At 61.7% G+C, this 21,685-nt stretch carries 16 protein-coding genes; 9 read left to right on the forward strand and 7 right to left on the reverse strand.

Annotation, left to right across the window (positions count from 1 at the left end):
- Positions 1–597 precede the first annotated feature (597 nt).
- The gene (locus ACXAF5_RS05470; protein ID WP_474945825.1) at positions 598–1,905 is read right to left on the reverse strand and encodes an ATP-binding protein; all 1,308 of its coding nucleotides are present in this window, start codon (positions 1,903–1,905) and stop codon (positions 598–600) included.
- Positions 1,906–2,191: 286 nt separating this feature from the next.
- Between ACXAF5_RS05470 and ACXAF5_RS05475 the strand changes: the two genes are divergently transcribed.
- From ACXAF5_RS05475 to ACXAF5_RS05485, 3 genes are all read left to right on the forward strand, one after another.
- Entirely contained in the window at positions 2,192–2,872 is a 681-nt protein-coding gene (locus ACXAF5_RS05475) for a recombinase family protein (protein ID WP_474945826.1), read from the forward strand.
- Between the two features lie 579 nt (positions 2,873–3,451).
- Positions 3,452–6,649 (forward strand): phage tail tape measure C-terminal domain-containing protein, encoded by a 3,198-nt coding sequence (locus ACXAF5_RS05480; protein ID WP_474945827.1) that lies wholly within the window; start codon positions 3,452–3,454, stop codon positions 6,647–6,649.
- Positions 6,650–6,661: 12 nt separating this feature from the next.
- Positions 6,662–6,883 (forward strand): hypothetical protein, encoded by a 222-nt coding sequence (locus ACXAF5_RS05485; RefSeq protein ID WP_474945828.1) that lies wholly within the window; start codon positions 6,662–6,664, stop codon positions 6,881–6,883.
- 321 nt (positions 6,884–7,204) lie between these two features.
- Here the strand turns inward: ACXAF5_RS05485 and ACXAF5_RS05490 are convergent, their stop codons facing one another.
- From ACXAF5_RS05490 to ACXAF5_RS05510, 5 genes are all read right to left on the reverse strand, one after another.
- Complete coding sequence (locus ACXAF5_RS05490) at positions 7,205–9,772, reverse strand: putative bifunctional diguanylate cyclase/phosphodiesterase (protein ID WP_474945829.1); 2,568 nt, start codon at positions 9,770–9,772, stop codon at positions 7,205–7,207.
- The gene (locus ACXAF5_RS05495; protein ID WP_474945830.1) at positions 9,773–10,984 is read right to left on the reverse strand and encodes an ABC transporter substrate-binding protein; all 1,212 of its coding nucleotides are present in this window, start codon (positions 10,982–10,984) and stop codon (positions 9,773–9,775) included.
- 117 nt (positions 10,985–11,101) lie between these two features.
- Positions 11,102–11,743 carry an ATP-binding cassette domain-containing protein gene (locus ACXAF5_RS05500; RefSeq protein ID WP_474945831.1) on the reverse strand — a complete coding sequence of 214 codons (642 nt, stop codon included), beginning with the start codon at positions 11,741–11,743 and terminating at the stop codon, positions 11,102–11,104.
- Complete coding sequence (locus tag ACXAF5_RS05505; RefSeq protein WP_474945832.1) at positions 11,736–13,421, reverse strand: ABC transporter permease; 1,686 nt, start codon at positions 13,419–13,421, stop codon at positions 11,736–11,738. Before ACXAF5_RS05505 ends, ACXAF5_RS05500 begins: the two co-directional genes overlap by 8 nt.
- Positions 13,422–13,444: 23 nt before the next feature.
- Positions 13,445–14,644, reverse strand: a complete 1,200-nt coding sequence (locus ACXAF5_RS05510; RefSeq protein WP_474945833.1) for an ABC transporter substrate-binding protein — start codon at positions 14,642–14,644, stop codon at positions 13,445–13,447.
- Positions 14,645–14,957: 313 nt separating this feature from the next.
- On the opposite strand from ACXAF5_RS05510, the gene nadA reads away from it, so the two are divergent.
- From nadA to nadC, 3 genes are read left to right on the forward strand one after another with little or no spacing between them, the layout of a single operon-like run.
- A complete protein-coding gene (gene nadA, locus ACXAF5_RS05515; RefSeq protein WP_474945834.1) occupies positions 14,958–16,013 on the forward strand; it encodes a quinolinate synthase NadA in 1,056 nt (351 codons plus the stop codon).
- A gap of 7 nt (positions 16,014–16,020) precedes the next feature.
- Positions 16,021–17,616, forward strand: coding sequence for an L-aspartate oxidase (locus ACXAF5_RS05520; RefSeq protein WP_474945835.1), 1,596 nt, complete (start codon positions 16,021–16,023; stop codon positions 17,614–17,616).
- Positions 17,613–18,461, forward strand: coding sequence for a carboxylating nicotinate-nucleotide diphosphorylase (gene nadC / locus ACXAF5_RS05525; protein WP_474945836.1), 849 nt, complete (start codon positions 17,613–17,615; stop codon positions 18,459–18,461). Before ACXAF5_RS05520 ends, nadC begins: the two co-directional genes overlap by 4 nt.
- A gap of 4 nt (positions 18,462–18,465) precedes the next feature.
- On the opposite strand, the gene ACXAF5_RS05530 is transcribed toward nadC, so the two are convergent.
- Positions 18,466–19,392, reverse strand: coding sequence for a LysR family transcriptional regulator (locus ACXAF5_RS05530; protein WP_474945837.1), 927 nt, complete (start codon positions 19,390–19,392; stop codon positions 18,466–18,468).
- A 129-nt stretch (positions 19,393–19,521) separates the two neighbouring features.
- Here ACXAF5_RS05530 and ACXAF5_RS05535 point away from each other — a divergent pair, with 129 nt between their 5' ends.
- From ACXAF5_RS05535 to ACXAF5_RS05545, 3 genes are read left to right on the forward strand one after another with little or no spacing between them, the layout of a single operon-like run.
- Positions 19,522–19,995, forward strand: coding sequence for a nuclear transport factor 2 family protein (locus ACXAF5_RS05535; RefSeq protein WP_474945838.1), 474 nt, complete (start codon positions 19,522–19,524; stop codon positions 19,993–19,995).
- Between the two features lie 20 nt (positions 19,996–20,015).
- Positions 20,016–20,669, forward strand: coding sequence for a glutathione S-transferase family protein (locus tag ACXAF5_RS05540; protein WP_474945839.1), 654 nt, complete (start codon positions 20,016–20,018; stop codon positions 20,667–20,669).
- 11 nt (positions 20,670–20,680) lie between these two features.
- Positions 20,681–21,622 (forward strand): pyridoxamine 5'-phosphate oxidase family protein, encoded by a 942-nt coding sequence (locus ACXAF5_RS05545; protein WP_474945840.1) that lies wholly within the window; start codon positions 20,681–20,683, stop codon positions 21,620–21,622.
- Positions 21,623–21,685 lie beyond the last annotated feature (63 nt).

Raw genomic sequence — 21,685 nt, forward strand, 5'->3', positions numbered from 1 at the left:
GCGGAGGTGTGCGGAGGTGCGCGGAGGTGCGCGGAGGTGTGCGGAGGTGTGCGGAGGTGCTTGCGGAGGTGTGCGGAGGTGCTTGCGGAGGTGTGCGGAGGTTCTCCCGCAGATTTTATCATTACATTCCAGGGTCTTACGAGCTTTTTGCGGAGGTGCCGGAGGTGCCGGGGGTATTCTCGATCCTCCCGCCCCACAGAACACATATTTTTCTATATTCGCCCGCTTCGCCCTGCCTTACCCGAAATAAAAATAATTCTCTCCATCTATTCCTTAAGATATACCTCCGGGACCTCCGGGACCTCCGCAAAGCCAACAAAATAAGGGGTCAAATTTGCGGAGGTATGAAAACCACACCTCCGGGACCTCCGGCACCCTGCGACAAGCCGACCGGGCACCGTTCTCTACGCCTGAATGTCCCACTTGCTAACACCGTTGCAGGCGTCGCACAGATACCCTTCGGCGGTGTCATGTCTTGAAAACGTCTGACAGCGGTTAGGGGCGGCTGACTCCGCCCTTCACGTTGGCGTTGCTGGACCTAGATAACGGTCTAGGAAAGTGCGCCATCATAATTTTAGGTACGCAAAAGCACGCTTGTTAGGTGACAGGCACGGTCACGGGACGCTCGGCGTCCGGATGATCTGGAGCTAATTCGACTCCCGCCTGCTCAGCTTTTAATCTGACATAGCCCCTTATCATTTTTTCGGTAAACTCATACCAGCCAGCTCTAGTGCCGGTGAGGATGTTGCCATGTGCATCCTTCTTCAGCCTATTCATTCGTGTGTTAAACTGATTTCTTGTAGCAGGCAATTTATCCATTTCTTTCATAATTTTCAGATAGAGATCAAAGATATCAGTGGACCTTTTCCTCATCTCATGACCGTCAGCGACCGCAAACAAAATTGCGCTGTATGTATCGTTGTATTTCTGTGTCGCGCGCTCATAAGGTCCTTTAAGCTTCATATCCATGCTACTCGCAGCATCTTCCATGGATTTTTGAAACAAATCAGAGGTCACTATGCCTCCGTTTTCTGCCTCGTAAACATTCCAAAATAGCTTTTCAGATATGAAGTGAACGTAATAGGGGAAGCCATCAGAAATCATTGATATTCGAATAACCGTCGACCTATCAATCGTAATACCCAATACCTCCGCCGCGTTTTCCACAATTTCAAACCTCGCCTCCCAAGGTAGTTTGCCAAGGTCGACTGCGTGAAAATACCGATCAGCGCTCCCATGCGCTGACATCAAAGCTTCTGCACTTTCAGCGATTCCACAGAAAATAAAACACACATCAACACGTTTGTCAGAGACTTGCTTTACCAAATTGGCAAAATCGACTTGCACGTCAGTTGACGTGATTAGATCAAATTCATCTATAACGAATACGGGTTTCCCACCAAACTGCTCTTGCAAAAAGTGGATCAATCGAACCGCATCGTTGACAGAAAGTGGTTCGCTAACCTCTTTTTCCTTGACCGCTTCTTTTGCACTTAAACCAATGCTCAACCCCCATCGGCCAAAGGAACCAGTTTTTGCAACCTCTCTGGCGCTTTCAGCGATGCGTGGATCGCGACTCAGAGCTTCGTCAAAAATATCTTTTATTATTGATTTGAATGTACTGTCCGCATCGCAACTTACTAGAATCGGGTCCCGTCCTTCAGCAATTTTGTATGCAGCCGTTTGAGCCAGAGATGATTTTCCGACACCACGCAAACCGTGAATAAGAACATGACGACCCGGTGCAAACAGAGCGCGTTCAATACCATGAAGCTGATCAGCTCGACCCTTCAAGAACTCTTCTGATTGGAGTGGTCTAGCAGGAGAAAGAACCTTATTCATTGCAGTTCCAAATTCTCTTTGTGAATGAGTTAGGACCGCCCGCAAACTGGTCAGTTTATCCAATGGTTCACTCCGCGAGTTAAAGAATGGCTGTTGATAAATTAGTGTTTTCCTCACTACATCTCAACCAAGAAAACCCGCCTCAGCCGCCACGCGCCCCGGCGCATACAACACCCAAAATTATGCAAGCAATACTGACCCATTATTAACCGACTAAAAGACACAGGTATTGCGAGCGGGAAACGCACTGTTTCCACATAAGTAATTGAAAAGATTTGCGAATAATGCAGTCTGGATGTTACAACTAGCCTAAGCCCCCGTGGGGGTGTTGTGACAGGAGGCGGAAAGCATGAAAATCGTGACCTATATCCGGGTATCGACCGACAAACAGGGGCGCAGTGGCCTTGGCCTCGAAGCTCAGCGCGCCGCTATCGCGGCGTATGCCAAGTCCAGCGGAGCCGTCACGGTGGCTGAGTATAAGGAGGTTGAATCCGGCAGGAACAACGCCCGCCCTGAACTGCAGAAAGCTCTGAAACATGCCCGTGTGACAGGGGCCAAGCTGGTGATTGCCAAGCTGGACCGCCTCAGCCGAAACGCCGCTTTTCTTCTTAATTTACAGGAGTCTGGCGTTGATTTCACCGCATGCGACATGCCCGACGCATCCCCCTTCACGGTCGGAATTATGGCTGTTCTAGCACAGCAGGAAAGCAAGATGATCAGCGAGCGTACCAAGGCCGCAATGCAGGCCGCGAAAGCGCGCGGAAAGACCTTCGGAAACCCCCAAGGGGCCGCACCCCTGCGCCGCGCTGGGAAGGGCAATGCAGCCGCCTGTGAGGCTCAGCGAGACGCCGCGCTGACGCGCGCACAGGACCTCTCGGACGTGCTGGCAGACCTCGAACAAAAGGGCTTCACCACTCTGCGCGCACAGGCAGAAGAGCTGAACAAGCGCGGTATCAAGACAGCACGCGGCGGGCGCTGGCACGCCAATTCTGTGGCCCGAATGAAGGTCAGATTGGCTCAGGTGGCATAACAGCACTTTGGCAGCTCTGCCGCGCCATTCATACGGTAAAGCCCGCGTTAGCGGGCAAGACCTAAAATGCTCATAAGTCATTGTTTTAAATAGGGACCCTTGAGGGGGTATCCCCATACCCCAAAACGCGGCGCAGGTGCTGTCAGCACCTATGCAACCAAATTTAGCAACTATAGTTGCTGTCGCCACCAAATATGCCGTTTTGTTGCACATCTTCTATCGTTTGCCCGGTGCAATATTTCACACTGCAGAGGGGACCCACGGCGAAGATCAAGACCCCTATCGCGAAACGCGATTGGCCCCCCAAAATTTTCGGTCAAATCCGGATTATAGTTTCATAGCGCCGCGCCGCCGGAACCATTTTTGACCATATGGTCAAGTTTGACCCGTTTCGGCGCTCAGGTTTCGGGATCGCGAGGCCTTCCTGTATACTGGTGGCACAGTCAGGCCGCTGTAGCGCAGCGGTCGCGCGGTCCTCTTCTCCTACATCGCGCATCACTTTGGCGGGCCGGTTTCCTGTCCCGGCTCGCCACTTTTCCACTCGCAGACAGGCAATCAAAACAGGCAGGTAATCGAAAAATGGCAGAGACCCATGAGCTTCGTCTCAAGATCGACGCAGGCGCAGCCCAGTCCGGAGCGCGGCAGTTCACGTCCGCAATCAAGGCCGTCAAGGCGGCGGTCCGGGACCTCGACAAGGACGCCACGGGGGCGTTCACCAAGCTCCGCAGCATCAAGCCTGAAATCGACGTGACGCCGCTGACGCGGGCACGATCCGAAACGGACAAGCTCACCAGCGCCAGCGACAAGGCTGCAGCCACGATCCAGCGCACCGCTCTCGCCAGCGCCTCCGCCCTCCGCACCTCAGAACAGGCGGCACAGCGCCTTGCCCTGCGCATGGGGGACCTTGGAGACGCGCGCGGTATCGCTCAGCTTGAAGCCGCACTGCAGCGCATGCGCATGTCCCTGACCAATGCCACGTCAACGCTGGACGTCCGCGCAGCCAAGTCCCAGTTTGATGACCTCCGCAGCTCACTTCTGCAGACCACCGTTGCCGCCGAAAACGCGCGGGGCGAGCAGGCCCAGCTTGCCCGCGAAATGGCAGAGGCCAGCCGCGCCGCAGCGGCACATGGCGAGAGGCTGGACCGCCTCCGCGCTAAGTACAATCCGCTGTATGCCGCTTCGAAGCAGTATGAATCCGAGCTTGAATCCATCTCATTTGCAGAGCGCGAAGGCGCTATTTCGGCCCAGTTGGCGGAACAGGCCCGCGCCCGTGCCGCTCAGACGCTGGGGGCCGCGTCAGCGGCGGTAGACCAGCACACCGCTGCCATGCAGCGCAACGCCCAGACCACGCAGCAGGGCATTATGGTGGGTCACCAGTTGTCTGACGTCCTGATTACGTCACAGATGGGTTTCCAGTCGGTGGGTATGATCGCCCTGCAGCAGGGGTCCCAGCTCGCCGCTCAGATGAACAGCCTCAAGGCCGCAGGCGGTGGGGTATTCCGTACCCTCCTGAGCGGCTTCACCAGCCTGATTAACCCTCTCTCCTTGATCACGATTGGCGCGGTCGCGGCGGGGGCTGCAATCGCCAAGTGGTTCTTTTCCGCCGGGGAAGAAACCAAGTCCTTCGCGGACGCCCTGAGCGACGCAAACAGCCGGATTTCGGACCTTCGCAGCGCCACGGACGCGCTGGCAGGAAACAACCTGCGGCAGCTCCGTCGCGAATATGGGGAGGTCAACGCCGAACTGGACGCCCATTTGGAGCGCCTGCGCAAGGTCGCAGGATTGGAGGCCGCAACCGCCAATTCTGACATGATCGCTGGAATCCGTGGCTCGCTCACCAGCGATGGCAACATTTTCACCACCGACCTTGACGCAGTGCGCCGCGCGTTTGATACCACCAGTGACCGCGCGCGCACCTTTCTGCAGATGATGCGCGACGTGGAATCCGCACGCACTTTCGAACAGCAGGCCGAAGCAGTTACCCGTCTGCGCGCTGCAGTGGAATCCACCACGGGTGGGCTGGACAAGGCCGAAGGCGGAGCGCGGGGCGTGTTGACTCAGTTGGTCCGGGCCGAAGACGCCGCCCTGCGCCTTCTCGCTGCGCAGAATGGCGTGACCGATGCGACCGACCGCGCAAATGGGTCCGCTGCTAATCTCACCTACACGATTGGTACCGCCGCCGATGAGGCCGCGCGCTTGCTCGCGAACCTGAACAGCGTGCCGCGCGCCTTGGCGGTTATGGGCAAGAGCGTAGAAGGTCAGATCGCGAGCATTCAGGCGCAGAACAAGGCGCTTGGCTTGCAGATCAGTGAGGGACTGAGCGCGCAGGCTGCGAACCGCCGGGTTCAGCTTGAAACGATGATCAGCACCGCAGGCGAGCGGGGGCAGTCCCTGAATCTTGATCAGATCGCCGCAGAGTGGGAAGCAATCAACAAGCTGGACGCAGCCGCACAGGAACAGGCAGCACTCCGCAAGAAGCTCAGCGAAATGAACCGCCCCGCCCGTAAGGCGCGTGGTGGCGGCTCGCGCAAGGCTGAGCTGACCGAAGAACAGAAGGCACTCGAAGAGCTGAACAGTTCACTGCAGGACCGCCTGACCGGCCTGCAGGCCGAAAACATGGCAATGAAGCACCTCGCCAGCGGAACCGTTGAAACCACCGCAGCCGCGCAGGCATTGGCGGAAGCGCAGATTGCTATGGGCGGCGCAGTAGACGCCCAGACGCTCGCCATGGTCCGTCAGATCGACACTGCGGCCAAGCTTAACGAAGAGTTGCAGAAGGTCGCGAAGGACCCGGTGAAGGAATGGATCGACTCTGTCCCCAACTGGATCGAAGCCGGTCAGCAGATCGAAATGGGCGCAATTGGTCACGTTCGCGATGCGATTAGCGAGATGATCAAGACCGGCACGTTCGACATTGAAGCTTTGGGCGAAGCCATTCTTGGCACCGTTGCCGACATTGTTGCAGACAAGGCCGTCGCGGAGCTGGCGAACGTCCTCGGACGGGCGGACGGCGAAGGACTCGGCGGCGTTCTGGGCGGTCTGTTCAGTTCGCAGGGTGACGCGGCAAGCGTCGCACAGGGCGGTGTTCAGGCTGGGCAGTCCATTTCCGCCGCTATGCTGCAGGCCGGTCAGACCGTATCCGCGCAGCTCAGCGCAGCCATGACGCAGGCAGGCTCGCAGGCGGGCGTCACGCAGCAGCAGGCTATTGCCGCAGGAGGCAGCACCGCCGCCAATGCGCAGCGCCTTGCAGGCGTCCAGCACGGGCAGCAGGTCCGCCTTGCGACCACTACCGCAGGAGGGCAGCACGCATCGCAGGTCAGCACCGCAATCACCACCGCAGGCCAGCAGCACGCGAGCATGGTAGGCGCTGCGTCCGCTGGCGGCGGCGGCGGTTTCCTGTCCGGCATCGGTGGCTGGCAGGGCGTCCTGAGCATGGCACTTGGTGCATTTGACGTGGGCGGCGTATCCACCGCCCCGGCGAACTTCACCACTGCCCCGGTCAGTGCTTTCCGCAACGCTCCGCATTTCTCGCAGGGCACCACGAATACGTCCGGCATTCCTGCCGTGCTCCACCCCAACGAAGCCGTTATTCCGCTCTCCAAGGGACGCAAGATTCCGGTCGAAATGGGCGACGCAGCGAAGGGCGCGCAGGTCCTGAACTTCGCCCCGACCTACAACATCCAGACCCCGGACGCTGACAGCTTCCGCCGCAGCTCCCAGCAGATTCAGGCGGATGGTTTCTCAGCAGCCCAGCGAGCAGCGGCAAACAACCGGTAAAAGGACAGAGCAATGAGTCGACTTGGCATCTACGCGACCAAGATTGAAGCAATCAGGGAACAGCGCGGGCTGACGCCCGCAGGCTTCCAGCAGGACAGCAAGGACGCTGCAGGCGAGCAGAAGCGAGAAATGGAACGGGAAATGTACCGCCGCGCCGACGCGCACCTGCCCCCCGGTATCGGTGGCAATCCACCGGCTGACGCGGCGGGCAGCGAAGACGAAGAGGCCCCCTGACGGGGTTCGATTCGGCTGCATTTCTATGCACGGTCTTTGTACACGCTTTGCACAAATTCCTTTTTGGGAATGTAAATTTTCCGCTTAAGTCACTGAAAAATAACAGTTGTTGTGGGACGCGGTCGAGAAGATCGACAATCGAGTCTTCTCGACCGCACCAACTTGCCAACAGGTTTGGCGACTGGGTTTTCAATCAGATTGCTCTTTTTGACCCCTTTACGGCTGTTGCCTGTCAGAAGGCACGTGCCCGTGCGAAGGTGTTGCAACGGGCCCGTTGTTCGCCTTGACTTAGGCCGCCTAGGGGGCGGTTGGCCAGCCCTGTCAGGAGCTGCGTGATTGCAGGCGGAGGCGCGCCTCGTGTTGCAGAATGAAAACCTTCAGGTCCTTGATCGGAAGTGGTTTGCAGAAGGCATAGCCTTGCAACGTATGGCAGCCAATATCCCGGAGCACCTGAGCGTGTTCCAGGGTTTCGACCCCTTCGGCAACGATCTTCAGATCCATCAGATTGGCCATCCCAACGATATGTCGCAGCAATCCCAGGGCGATAGGGTCATTTAGGATCGGGCGGATCAGCCGTTGATCGATCTTCATCGCATCCGGTTGCAGATGCATCAGCCCGACAATCGAAGCGTGCCCGGAGCCGAAATCATCGATTTCGATTTGCACGCCGGCCTCTCGCAGCCGATCAAGCCCAAAGCGGAACAGGTCGCTTTGTTCTTCGACCAATACGGATTCGAGGATCTCGAACACGATTTTGGGGCCGTCTTTGCGCTGCGCCCGGATCTGTTCGAACACTTGGTCGTTGTGGATGCGCTCCACCGTGACATTGACGGACACCTTGGGGATCTGGATGCCGAGCGGCCGCAGGCTGTCGGTTTGCTTCATCGCCTTTGCGAAGATCTGGTTGTCGATGTCCTCGACCAGCGACAGCTGTTCGGCCACGGGCAGGAATTGCCCCGGTGGCAACATCCCCAGTACCGGTGAGTCCCAGCGCACCAGCGTTTCGACTCCGACGATCTCGTGGGTGTGGGCGTCAAACTGCGGTTGGAAGAACGGCACAAATTCCTGCCGCGCCACCGCGCGGCGCAATTCCCGGGCCAGGGTCCGGCGTTCCAGAACCATGTGGTGCAGGGTCTCGGTGTAGATGCGGATGCGATTGCGGCCGGCATCCTTGGCCGCGTAGAGCGCCGCGTCCGCGCCGATGATGAGCTGATCCAGATCTAGCAGATCCTCATGGGTGCTGGCGACGCCAAAGCTTGCGCCAACGCGGATCGACTTGCTGTCGAAATACTTGGGTATCTTGATCCGATCCAACATGCGCTGCGCGAGATTTCGACCCTCCTCCGACGTCGCCCCGGGCGAAAGCAGCAGCACAAATTCGTCCCCGCCCACGCGGGCGGCAATATCCGTCGCTTTGGTTTCCTCGCGCAGGATCCGTGCCACCTCGCACAGGATGAAATCACCCGCATCATGACCCATGGTGTCATTGACGTATTTGAAATGATCGAGGTCGATGCGGATTATGGTCGAATGCTGCGTGCTGTCATCGGCGCGGTCCTGCAGCGCGTTGTCCAATGCGCGCCGGTTGGGCAGCCCGGTGAGAGGATCGTGCAAGGCCTGATGTTCAATTTCCAGTTTTGCAGCCACGATCGCCTCGCGCTGGGCCCGCGCTTCTGTGATGTCGTTTGAAATCGCCATGAACCCGTAGTGCGTGCCGCGATCCGTCTGCAGCGGCGAGATGCTGAGGCTGATCCAGTAGGGGCTGTCGTCGCAACGGTAGTTGAGGATCTCAACCTGGATTGCCTCGCGGGCCTCCAACGCATTGCGAATCCGGCCTCTGGTATAGGGATCCGTGTCCGGACCCTGCAGAAATTTTGCGGGTTTCAGGCCGCGGACATCCTCGACCAGATGACCGGTGAGTTTCTCGAAGGAGGGGTTGGCCCAGACCAGCCGGCCTTCGATGTCGGTGATCAGGATCGAATCGCTGGCGCGTTCCGCGATGGCGGCGAGTTCGCGCAGTTCGGCCTGTTTGGCTTCGAGCTTGCGATGGGGGGCAACGATCACCGCCTTGCCGACCAATGCAAACAGACCGAAGCCGCCGATCAGAACCACCGCGATCGCGGTCATGCTGTTGGCCATCACCGCGCGTCCGGCTGACAGCACGGCAGCCTCGTCCGGAACCAGGGCGACAGACAGGCGGAAGTCGCTCAGGGCCCGCACCTGGGCAGTGCTGCGTTGCAGGATCCCACTGAGCGGCTGGACGAGGTAGGTCCGCGTGGCAATTCCGTTGGCGGAAAAAATCTGGTCCGTGGCGAGCCTGTAGCCGCTCACGAGGACGCCTTCGACATAACCCTGGTGAAGGACAGGTGTCGCCATGACGACAAAGGCCTCGGTGCCGCTGGCTTTGAGCAGCACCGGCAAGCGATCAGGCGGCGTGGCCTCCTGGCTTTGCGTCAGCAGATCGCGGATTTCATGTGCACCAAACCGCAGCTGACCCGGATGGCCCGGCGCGTTGTAATGCGACAGAGGCGCGTTGAACGCGTCATAGAAGGTCACCCACAACAGCGTCTCCGGCATCTGCAAGTCGTCGAGAAGATCCGGCAGGTAGCGCGCGTTGTTGTTGAACCCCAGTGCGATGTTCACCAGGTTGGAGTCCTGCGCGATCATCGACAGCATGGACCGATTGTGCATGAGCAATGCGTTCAGATGGGCCGCCGAATCCTGGGCCTGGGCCTGGATCGCCTCGTATTGATAACTGCGAAAAAAGGGCAGCGCGACAAAGCGCACCGCCAGGGCAGAGCTGATCATGGTCAGGGTCAGGATCAACAGATTGAGCAGCCAGAACCGCCGGGCGATGGTGGCGGATCGGAGTTTGTGATCGGTTGGCATTCAGTGCATGTCCACGAGTTGGCCGGCGGAATTGAAGCGGGCCAGGCACATGTCCCCCAAACCCAGTGCTTCATGGGCATCCGGGGTCTGCGCGGAATAGGGCGCGAAGGGCATGGAGTAGGTTTTCAGGACCCCCTCGACGGGGTGGTGCAGATGTTCCAGCGCAGTCTTGAGGGCCATGCGTTTTTGCTGAACGGTGCCGGACCAGCCCGGTGTTGTCGCGGCCTGTTCGGCCGCCGCGATCAGCACGCGTGTCAGATCGTAGCCGTGGACAAACCCTGTCGGGGCGGGCAGATCCGCAAGGTTGCCGGTTTCGCTTTCGAGGGCGCGCGAGAGCGCCGCCCGCAGGACTTGATTGCCCGCCTGTTCCCGCCGCAACCCGCAGGTTTGCAGCACAGACAAGCCATGCGCACTGCGAACCTCATGCGGCACAAGGCGGCTGAAGGCACCGCCCATGATGCCCCAGTGACTGAACAGGCGAACCTCGGGCAGATGTTGGTGGAGGGCATTGACCAAAAGCGCGCCGCCTTGCCAGTTCGACAGCATGATGATGCATTCCGGCGGATTCCGGGACAGACGCTCCGCCAGGGTGCCTGCCGCGGCTTCGCCGATCGAGTTGGCGAAGAAATGGACAGATTGCGGGGCGATCCCCTGGGCATCCAGCGCTGCGACCAGCGGGTCATGATTGGCCTTGCCCCAACCTGTGTCCAGCAAAAGCAAGGAAATGGACTCGCAACCGGCGTCCGTCACCGCGGCGTCGGCCAGAAACCGGCCCGATTTGGTGTCATCGACAGAGAGCCGGAAGATCCAGTTCTCCCGCCCCTCCGCCGCGCGGGTGATCGGCCCGGCGGCAGACCAGGGCAGGAGGGTCAGTAGCCTGTTATCGTTTATGAAATCACGGTGGGTCAGGTAGGACGGCGATTGCATGCCGCCGATCATCAGCAAGGCGTTCTGATTGCGCTGAAGATCCTGCATGTGGCGGAAGGACCGTTTGACATTGCCCCGGTGATCCATTGATCGGAGGATGACCTCCTGACCGCCGATCCGATGTCCGACCTCGTCAAGCGCGGTGCGGACGCCCAGCGTGATCGAGGTGGCGGAGGCCGTACTCTTGGAAAAATCCGCGTCGATAAAGATTTCCAGAGGTTCTGCGGCCGAGGTCGACACGGCAGCTAGCAGGCAGGCAAGCCAGATTATGGCGCGGCGGAACATGTCGAACTCTCACTCAGCAACACGACGTACAGGGCCGAGCTTAGGCGGGGCAAGTTAAGGAAGGGCAAAGCGCCTGTGGGAAAGTTCCGGTGCAGTGGCGGTGGCGCCGTGCACTGGCTACTGTGTTGCGGGCAGATGGATAACGGGCCCTCCGGCTGCCGTGGCGTCGGCGGCATCGTGGGTCACCAACAGCGTCGGCAATCGGCGCTCTGCTGCGTGGGAAAACACCAGCCTGCGCATCTGGTCGCGCAGATCGGTATCCAGCCTTGAAAAGGGTTCATCCAGCAGCAGGGCGGAGGGTGCGGACAGCAGCATGCGCATCAGGGCGACACGCGCCTTTTGCCCACCGGAGAGCGTTTCGGGATCCCGATCATGAAACCCGGTCAGCCCGATGGCGTCGAGGGCGGCCTCGATCCGGGCGCGACGGTCTCGGCGCGGGATCGTGGGGGCCAGGCCAAACGCCAGATTGCCTCCAACGCTAAGGTGCGGGTACAGCAGGTGATCCTGAAACAGGATACCGACGCGGCGCGCCTGCGGAGGGCGGCCGAGCAAGGATCGGTCGTTCAGGCGAATGTCGCCTTTGGTGCTGAATCCTGGGGGCAGTTGTCCCGTGATCGCAGCGAGCAACGTTGATTTACCCACCCCGGAGGGCCCCATGAGACTGGTGACCTCGCCCGGGCGGACCAGCAGATCCAGCGACAGCAGCGCGGTTCCGTTTCGCCACAGGGTCAGGTTATCGAGGCGCAGCCCGTCAGGCATGATGCAACCCTTTTCTGTTGCGCCACACCAGCATCGGGACCGCCAGCGCAAGCGCAAACGGCAGCAGGGCTGCGGCAGTTTGGGCCAGCGCATAGGAGCCGATGGCGCGCCTGTCGCCGCCGGCCGCCAAGGCGACGGCTTCGGTGGTGAGGGTCTGCACCCGGCCACCGCCCACAAGCAGGGTCGGCAGGTATTGTCCGACGGAGACGGCCATGCCCACGGCGCAGGCGGTGAGGATCGGCGCCAGCAACATCGGCAGACGCAGGGTGAGGAAAATCCGGTTGTCCGAGGCGCCCATGGTCGCGGCCACGGCAGCCTGGCGCGGGTCCCAATTGCGATAGGGGCCTTCGAGGGCAAGCCGCAAGTACGGCAGCACAAACACCAGATGCGCCAGAACCACCGAGCCAAGTGACCGATCCACACCCAGATTGAGCAACAGGGTCTGCATGCCCGGCAGGAACGCGGTCTGGGGCACCAACAAGGGCAGGTAGAGCAGCCACAGCCCCTTTTGTGTCAGCGTCAGCTGACGGCGCTGTTCGGTTTCAAGGCACCCGAGCGTCAGCAGCAAGCCGGCTGCTGTGGCCGCGAGGGAGATGGTGAGTGTGGTGGCAAGAGGGGGCAACATGGCGGTGCCATTGCGCTGCCAGCTGCGCAGGGAGAGACCATCCGGCAGCACTTCCGGAAAGCTCCACCGCGCCGCGATCGACCAGAGCGTGAGGCCAAGGAGCCCAAGGAGGACGGCCCCGACGATCACCCCGCCGGAGACAAACCCCACCGCGCGCACCATGCGGTCATGGCTGCCACGTGTCCCGCGATAAGCGAGACGCAGTCCGGTCCGCGCCAGCAGACGTTCCGCGCTGAACCACAGGGCAATTGCCAGGGCAACCAGGCCGAACTGCAGCATGGCGGCGGCAGAGGCAACGGTGCGCAGCGTCAGATCGGGGTCGCCCATCCAGCGCACGATTTGCACCGACAGGGGCGGGGGCGTGTTGGGGCCGAGGATGACGGCCACATCGACCACTGACATGGAATAGGCCAGAACCACCAGAACCGGCAGTCGAATGCGCGCGTAAAGGGCGGGGAATACGCTGTAAATCCAGGCGGTAACACGCCCGTATCCCAGCGCCTGCGCCACCTGCAGGCGCCGCGACGCATCGATCTGGCCCAGAGCCGCGAGGCTGATCAGCAGCAGAAACGGCACTTCCTTCACCACCAGCCCCAATACCATCGCGACGCCCATGGGGTCCTGCACCAGCAACAGATCGGGAGGGCGCTGCCAGCCGGTGAGCCAGGGGCTGAGCAGGCGGGCGATCCACCCCGAGGGCTGGATCAGGAACAAAAGCCCGAAGGCCGCCGCCGCATGTGGCACCGACAGGAGCGGGGACAGCACCCCCAGGAGCGCGCGAAAAGCGCGGGTTCCCGACCACCCTGCCAGCAGCAGCATGGTGACCACGAGAGAGATCACCGTCGCCAGCACCCCGGTACCGAGGCTGAGGCGCACGGAGGATGCCAGCCCCGGCCACTCCCACAAGGTCTGAAATGCAATCAGCGACGGGCCGTTCAGCGCGGCGGCGGGCAGGTGGCCGAGGGCGGCGCTCAGCGTGCCCCACAGCCCCGCCAGCACCGGTCCAAGCAGGGCAAGGATGGTCAGAGCCGGCAGGGCTGGGGGCAGGCGCATCGGGGGTCAGACCGGCAAGGAGGTCAATTGCCGACGCCGTAGCGGGCCACCCAGTCTTCGGCAATGCGGGTCATCCAGCTCGGGTGCGGTTCCGGTTGCACGGCGCCCAGTTCTTCGGGCGACAGTGTTGCAACCCCCAGATCCAGCGTGCGGAAAGCGGCGCGGTCGTGCACCGGCAAGGCGTTCAGGTCCAGCACCGTACCATAACCCAGCACATCCGGGTCCTGGGCGCGCAACTGGGCCTCGGGCGACATCAGGAAGTTTGCCACCACCATGGAGGCAGCCTTGGACCCTGAATTGTAGGGGATCGCCACGAAGGACGCATTGCCGATGGTGCCCTTGTCAAGCACGAAAGTGCGCACGCTTTCGGGCAGCTGGTAGTTGGCGATCGCGGTACTGGCCTCGCCGGGGCTGAAGGAAATCGCCAGATCGATCTCGTCATCATTCATCAGCTGCAGCTGGCGCGGGCCGGTGGGCGGATAGGCGCGCCCCTCGCGCCACAACAGCGGCGTCAGTTCCTCAAGAAATGCCCAGAGCGGCGCCGTCACCCCGACATAATTGTCTTCATTGACGGGGGCCGCGAGCACCTCGGGATCATCGCTCAGATCGACCAGCGCCTGTTTCAGGAAGGTCGTGCCGAGGAAATCGGGCGGCTGCGGATAGGTGAAGCGACCGGGGTGTTCGCGGGCCCAGTCCAGGAGCGCATCCATCGATCCGAGGCGCGCGGGCAGATCGGCGGTGTCATGCATGAACACCACCTGCGCCATCGCCCATGGGGACTCATAACCCTCGGTCGGAACGGTGAAATCATGTTGCAGGGTCTTGTTTTCGGTGTCCGCATATTGCCAGTTCGGCAGCGCCTCGGCGAAGGGGCCAAACAGAAGATCCGCGTCTTTCATCGCCGCAAAATTGGCGCCGTTGATCCAGATCAGGTCCACTGCACCATCCTCGTCCTGACCTGCGGATTTCTCTGTCAGCACCCGCGTCACCGCATCGGCGGTGTTCTCCAGTTTCACATGGTTGAGGGTGATGTCGTGGTCTTCTTCCAGACGCGCGCCCACCCAGGCGATAAAGTCATTGGTCGCGGTGGAGCCACCCCAGGCGTGCCAGTACACGGTCTGGCCCTCTGCCTCCTGGAGCACTGCGCTCCAGTTTGATGGATCCGGGTTCGCCCAGCCGGTCAATGGCGCCAAGGCGAGGGCAAGCGACAACAAACGTTTCATGATCGTCCTTTTCCTGTTCGGAATGTCACGCGTAGCGGTGCGGCAGGGACGTCCTGCGTGTACCAGCCGCCCCAGATTGCCGATCCGCGGCGGGAGGTCCATGGACATGACGAAAATGTGACGTGCAGTGTACCTCAACCGGGTACGACGCTTGCACCCGTGGGGTCCGACCGCTATGCACAATCGCGCACACTTGCAGTGCCATCTGCGAGGATTGACCGGTTGTGCGACTTCTGCCGGAGTTGCCACCAGCTATTTCGGTGCCGCCCGTATCTGACGGTGGCCCGCGACCAGACGAGGGGAACACCCAGCCATGTCGCTCGATATTCCGGTGCTGCGGAACGAGTTGTCCCAGCACTACGACCTCACTCCGAACCCTGAGCTTGCCGAGGCAATGTCTGATGTCTATCAGCGCATGTCGCGGGTGGTCTCGCCCGTCGATTGGGTGCTCTACGCGCCTTATGTCAAGGCGATCAATGACCTGAAGGCCAAGCGCAACGCGGTGATCCTGGGTCATAACTACATGACGCCCGAGATTTTCCACGGGATTTCCGATTTTGGCGGCGACAGCCTGCAGCTGGCGATAAAGGCCACAGAGGTCGAGGCCGATGTGATCGTGCAATGCGGCGTGCATTTCATGGCCGAAACCTCCAAGATCCTGAGCCCTTCCAAAACGGTGCTGATGCCCGACATGGAAGCAGGCTGCAGCCTTGCGGAATCGATCACCGCCGAAGGGGTCGAGGAAATGCGCCGCCGGTATCCCGGTGCGCCGGTGGTATCCTATGTGAACACCACAGCCCAAGTGAAAGCGGCCTCCGACATTTGCTGCACCTCCTCCAACGCGGCGCAGATCGTCGGCGCGATGGAGAGCGACACGGTCATCATGACGCCGGATCAGTATCTGGCGCAGAACGTGGCCCGCGATGTGCCGCATAAGAACGTGGTCTGGTGGGAGGGCTCCTGCATCGTGCACGAGCAATACACCGCCAAGGACCTGCGCGATTTCCGCGAATGGAACCCCGGCACCCGGCTGATCGCGCATCCCGAATGCCCGCCGGATGTGGTGGCAGAGGCCGATTTTTCCGGCTCCACCAGCGGCATCCTGAAATATGTCACCGAGGAAAAGCCGGAAAAGGCGCTGCTGATTACCGAATGCTCGATGGCGTCCAACATCGCGGATGAGCTGCCAGAGGTCGAGTTTGTCGGCCCCTGCAACATGTGCCCCTATATGAAGAAGATCACGCTGGAAAAGGTGCTCTGGTCGCTGCACTCGATGGAGGGGCAAGTCGAGGTTGAGGCCGAAATGGCCGCAAAGGCCCGTCACGCGGTGCAGGCGATGATCGACCTGTCGCGCAAGCTGGGCATCTGACAGGCGCATGGCGGGCTTGGAAGCGGTCCACAGCAACCGCATCGTCATCATCGGTGCCGGGCTGGGGGCGCTCTATGCGGCGTTGACGCTGGCACCGCGCCCGGTGGTGATGATCTCTCCTGACCCGCTGGGGCGGGGGGCAAGCTCGGCCTGGGCGCAGGGCGGTGTGGCTGCCGCGATGGACGTCAGCGACAGCCCCGAGGCGCATGCCATAGATACCACCCGCGCCGGGGCAGGCACCGTGGATGCCGAGGTCGCCGCATTGGTCACCCGTGAGGCACGCGAGCATATCCTCGATCTCACCACGCTTGGCACGCCCTTTGATCGGACCGAGGACGGCGGTTATGTGATGTCGCGCGAGGCGGCGCATAGTTTTGCCCGCGTGGTGCGGGTCAAGGGCGATCAGGCCGGGGCCGAGATCATGCGCGCGTTGATTGAACGGGTCCGCGCGACGCCCTCGATTCAGGTAATCGAAGGGGTGCTGGCCGAGGGGCTGGAGGTCCGCGATGGCACTGTGACGGGCGCGCGGCTCATTTCTTCCGCGCCTGAAGGATCAGCCGCAGTATTGCTGCGCGGCAGTGCGGTTTTGATGGCCGGGGGCGGCAGCGCCGGGCTTTACGCGATCACCACCAACCCGCCCCGCATCCGGGGGCAGGCGCTGGGCATGGCCGCCCGCGCCGGAGCCGAGATCGCTGATGCGGAATTCGTACAGTTCCACCCGACCGCGATGGATGTGGGCGAGGACCCGGCCCCCTTGGCCACCGAGGCGCTGCGCGGTGAAGGTGCGATCCTTGTCAATGCCACCGGCGCGCGGTTCATGCTGGACGAACATCCCGACGCGGAACTTGCCCCGCGCGATGTGGTCGCACGGGCGATCTTTGCGCAGTCGCAGGCGGGCAAGCGCCCGCTTCTGGATACGCGGGCTGCAATCGGCGCGGACATCACCACGCTGTTCCCGGCGGTCAGCAGTGCCTGCGCGCGCAATGGCATCGACCCAACGCAGGCGCCGATCCCGGTGGCCGCCGCCGCGCATTACCATATGGGCGGTATCGCCACGGATCTGGACGGGCGCAGTTCGCTGGCGGGGCTTTGGGCTTGCGGTGAATGTGCCTCGACCGGGCTGCATGGTGCCAATCGTCTGGCCTCCAATGGTCTCTTGGAGGCGCTGGTCTATGCCCGTCGCGCGGCGGAGGATATTGCACGAGCGCAGGGGACAACCCACGAGGCCGCGCCGGTTCATCTTGAGTTGACCCCCGGCGGCGAGGGGGCTGATCCCGCGCGTGTCGCATCCCTGCGCCAATGCATGACCCGCAATGTTGGTGTGGTACGCAACGCGGATGGGCTGCGCACAGCGCTGCGCGAGATTGCGGCTCTTTGCGCCAAGCAACCCAATTGCGAGAGCTTTCAAAACATCTGCACCGCCGCCACCATGATCGCCGCCGCCGCATTGCTGCGCGAAGAAAGCCGTGGCGCGCATGAACGGTCCGATTTTCCCGAAACCTTGCCCGCGCTCGCGCACCGCTCCCGTCTGACGTGGGATGCGGCCAAGACGCTGCGCGACAGCTTGCTTGAAGCGCCTTTATCCCACTCGGAGACCCCATGAGCTTTGCCACTTTGCCTGTTCTGATCCTTGAGCCCTTGGTCAAATCCGCCCTGATGGAGGACCTCGGCTCTTATGGTGATGTGACCACCCGCGCGGTAATCCCGGACGATGTGACCTATTCCGCCCGCCTGCGCGCCCGCGAGGAGGCCGTGGTCTCCGGCATGCAGGTGGCGGCGCTGGCGTTCCGGTTGGTCGATGCAAACCTGCGGGTGAACACCCTCGTTGCAGATGGGGCCGCCTGTCAGCCCGGCGATGTGCTGATGGAGATCGAGGGAAAGGCAGCCTCGATCCTGATGGGCGAACGGGTGGCGCTGAACTTTGCGGGCCGCTTGACGGGGATTGCAACCCTGACAGCAGCCATGGTGGCTGAGACGCGCGGTACCGAGGCGCGCATCACCTGCACTCGCAAGACAACGCCCGGCCTGCGCATGGTGGAAAAGCTCGCAGTGCTGCATGGCGGTGGGTTCAACCACCGCTATTCGCTTTCGGATGCGGTCCTCATCAAGGACAACCATATCGCCGCTGCGGGCGGTATTCGCGCGGTGCTGGACGCCACCAAGGCGCATGCCAGCCATATGATGGCGGTGGAGATCGAAGTGGACACGCTGGATCAGCTGAACGAGGTCCTGGAGGTCGGCGGTGCCTCCGTGGTGCTCTTGGACAATATGACGCCGGATCAGCTGCGCGAGGCAGTCCAGATCAACGCCGGACGTCTGACGCTGGAGGCCAGCGGCAACGTCAAACGCGACACGGTGGCGGCGATTGCGGCTACAGGCGTGGACTATATCTCCTCGGGGGCGCTGACGCATTCGGCACGCACGGTCGATCTGGGCTTGGATTTCTAAAAGATCAGCCGCCGCATCCGTTGCTGGACGACAAGGCCTGAAGCACCGGGTCCGCGCGCAGCCGGTCGCGGGCAAAATCGATAAAGCTGCGTACCTTTGCCGGTGCGCGCCGCCCTTCCGTGTGAACCAGATGGATCGGCATGCTCTCAGGCTCATAGTCCTCCAGCAGGCAGGCGAGATGTCCCGCCGCCACATCGCGCCCGGCTTGATAGGACAGCATCCGGCAGATGCCCCAGCCTGCGCGCGCAGCGTCCAGCCCGGCCGCAACTGTACTGACACAGAGCTGCGGCGTGATGCGCACCGCGTCTTGTTGGTCGGTGCCAAACCTCCACTCCGTTGCGGAAGAGACCGCGTTGATCGCCACAATGCGATGCGCAGCAAGGTCTGCCGGACCCTCTGGCGTGCCGTATCTCTCAAGGTAGGAGGGCGCGGCACAGACCACCCGGCGCACCGCGCCGACTTTGACCGCTGACAGCGTTGAGGAGGGCAGATGCCCGATCCGCAGGGCCACATCAAAGCCCTCTTCGACGATATTCACCACCCGGTCCAACAGCACCAGCTCGGCCCGCATCTCCGGGTATTGATCGAGATAGTCCAGCAGGATCGGCAGGATATAAATCCGCCCGAACTCATTGGGGCAGGTCAGCCGCAGCAGCCCAACGGGGGCGCTGGCCGCCCCGCGCGCCGCGTCATCGGCGGCCTGCAAGGAGGTCAGGATGTGGCGCACATCGTCCAGATAGCGCCGTCCCACATCGGTCAGATGCAAGCGCCGGGTGGTGCGGGTAAAAAGCCGCGCGCCCAGTTGCGCCTCCAAGCCGTTGATCGCCCGCGTCGCCGATGGCGCACTCAGGCCCACCCGGCGGGCCCCGGCGGCAAAGCCCTCTTCCTCCGCTACGGCGACAAACACCTGCATGCTTTGAACGCGGTCCATGGATTTTGCCCTGATTGCTATCGAAATGTGAAATTATCTCTTTCTTTCATGCTGTATTATTTTACGCAACGGGGTGATTTATCTCTGTCACCAGAGGCGCTGACCACCGCGCCACAACTGGAGACCAAAATGACCCTCACGCCCCGCCCACCGCTGCCGCCCTTCACCCGTGAAAGCGCGATCGAGAAAGTACGCCTTGCCGAGGATGGCTGGAACAGCCGGGACGCGGCCAAGGTGACGCTGGCCTATACGCCCGACAGCCGCTGGCGCAACCGTGCCGAATTTCCCGTGGGCCGGACCGAGATCGAGGCCTTTCTGACCCGCAAATGGGCGCGCGAACTGGAGTATCGGCTGATCAAGGAGCTTTGGGCCTATGACGGCAACCGGATCGCGGTGCGCTACGCCTATGAATATCGCGACGACAGCGGCCATTGGTTCCGCGCCTATGGCAACGAAAACTGGCAGTTTGACGAGAACGGTCTGATGGAAGAACGCCATGCCTCCATCAACGAACACCCAATCACTGAAGCAGATCGCAAGTTCCACTGGCCGCTGGGACGTCGCCCCGACGACCACCCAAGCCTGAGCGATCTTGGCCTTTGACCTCTTGCAAGGAGACTATGATGAATCCCGATTTCCCCGCCAACGCCGCCGCGATCAAATTCTACCGCCACCCGCTCTCTGGTCACTGCCACCGGGTGGAGATGATGCTGTCGATCCTGGATCTGCCGTATGAGCTGATTGAGGTCGATTTGCTGAAGGGCGCGCATAAAGCGCCGGAGTTTTTAGAACTCAACCTGTTGGGTCAGGTGCCGGTGATCGACGACAACGGCACTCTGGTTGCGGATTCCAACGCGATCCTTGTCTATCTGGTGCAGGCCTATGGTGCGGGGACCGACTGGCTGCCGACCGCGCCCAAACCCGCCGCCGAGGTGCAGCGCTGGCTGTCGCTGACGGTGTCGCATGTGGCAACCGGCCCCTCACGTGCGCGGTGGCGGACATTGATCGGCGCTGGAGACACGCCCGAGACGGGGGAAGCCCGCGAGGCCAGCCATGCGTTCCTTGGTCTGATGGAGGGGATGATCGCGGGGCGGGATTTCCTTGTGGGCGACAGCCCCACGATCGCCGATGTCGCGGCCTACGCCTATATCGCCCATGCGCCGGAAGGGGGCGTAAGCCTTGCAGATTATCCGCTGGTGCGGGCGTGGATCGACCGGGTGCAGGGCATCAAGGGCTTTGTGCCGATGCAGGCCTCCCCCATTCCCGAAATCGCCTGAGGAGCGCCCGCATGTCCCGTGCAAACCATGTCTTTCACGCAGGTGAGCTGATCCTGCAACGCCGGGCCGGTGTGGCAGAGAGTTACCGAGAGCGGGTGGCCCATGCCATCCGTCCCGAAATGCCGCAACAGCACCGCGATTTCTTCGAGAGCCTGCCGGTGCTGTTCCTCGGCCTGCTGGATGCGCGCGGAAAGGTTTGGGCGACGCCTGCGGTTGGCGAGGTCGGGTTCCTGCGTGCACGCGATCCCCGGCGTCTTGCGGTGGGCGCACGGCCGGTGCTGGGCGATACGCTCTGGCTCGATGTGCGGCCCGGTGCGAAAGTGGGCGTTGTTGGCATGGAGCTGTCCAGCCGTCGTCGCAACCGGATGAATGGCACCATCCGCGCGGTTAATAGCGAGGGGTTCGAGATCGCTGTGGACCTGAGCTTTGGCAATTGTCCGCAGTATATCCAGACGCGCGATCTGCTGTGGCCCGCCAATCCGCCCGCGCCGGTGGCGACCGCGCTGCCCGATTGGGACGCGCGCAGCCGCGCCTTGGTGGCGCAGGCCGATACCTTCTTTATCGCCTCGCGCGCGGCGGAGATGTCGGACGATCCAGCCGATGGCATCGATGCCTCGCACCGCGGCGGGCGGCCCGGATTTCTGACGATCAATGCCGATGGTTCGCTGTCGTTTCCGGATTTTTCGGGCAACCGCTTCTTCAACACGCTTGGCAATATCGAGGCCGACGGGCGCGTGGGGCTGTTTGTCCCCGATTTCAGCAGCGGGGCCGGGATCTTTGTCACCGGTTTGGCCACGGTTGACTGGACCCCCGACCGTGTGGCCGGCTTTCAGGGTGCAGAGAGGATCGTGGACGTGCAGCCTGAGGAGATCTGGTATTGCGACCACGCGCTTCCGGGGCCTGCGCCGCTTGCAAGTTCATGGCCGATGCTCGCGGAAACCGGGGTCTGGTAGAGCGCAGTTCATCACGCGACTCGGAGAAGTGGCGAAGAAAGCCCGCACCGTATGGTGCCCAGC

Source organism: Epibacterium sp. ABV4_022, assembly GCF_056159345.1.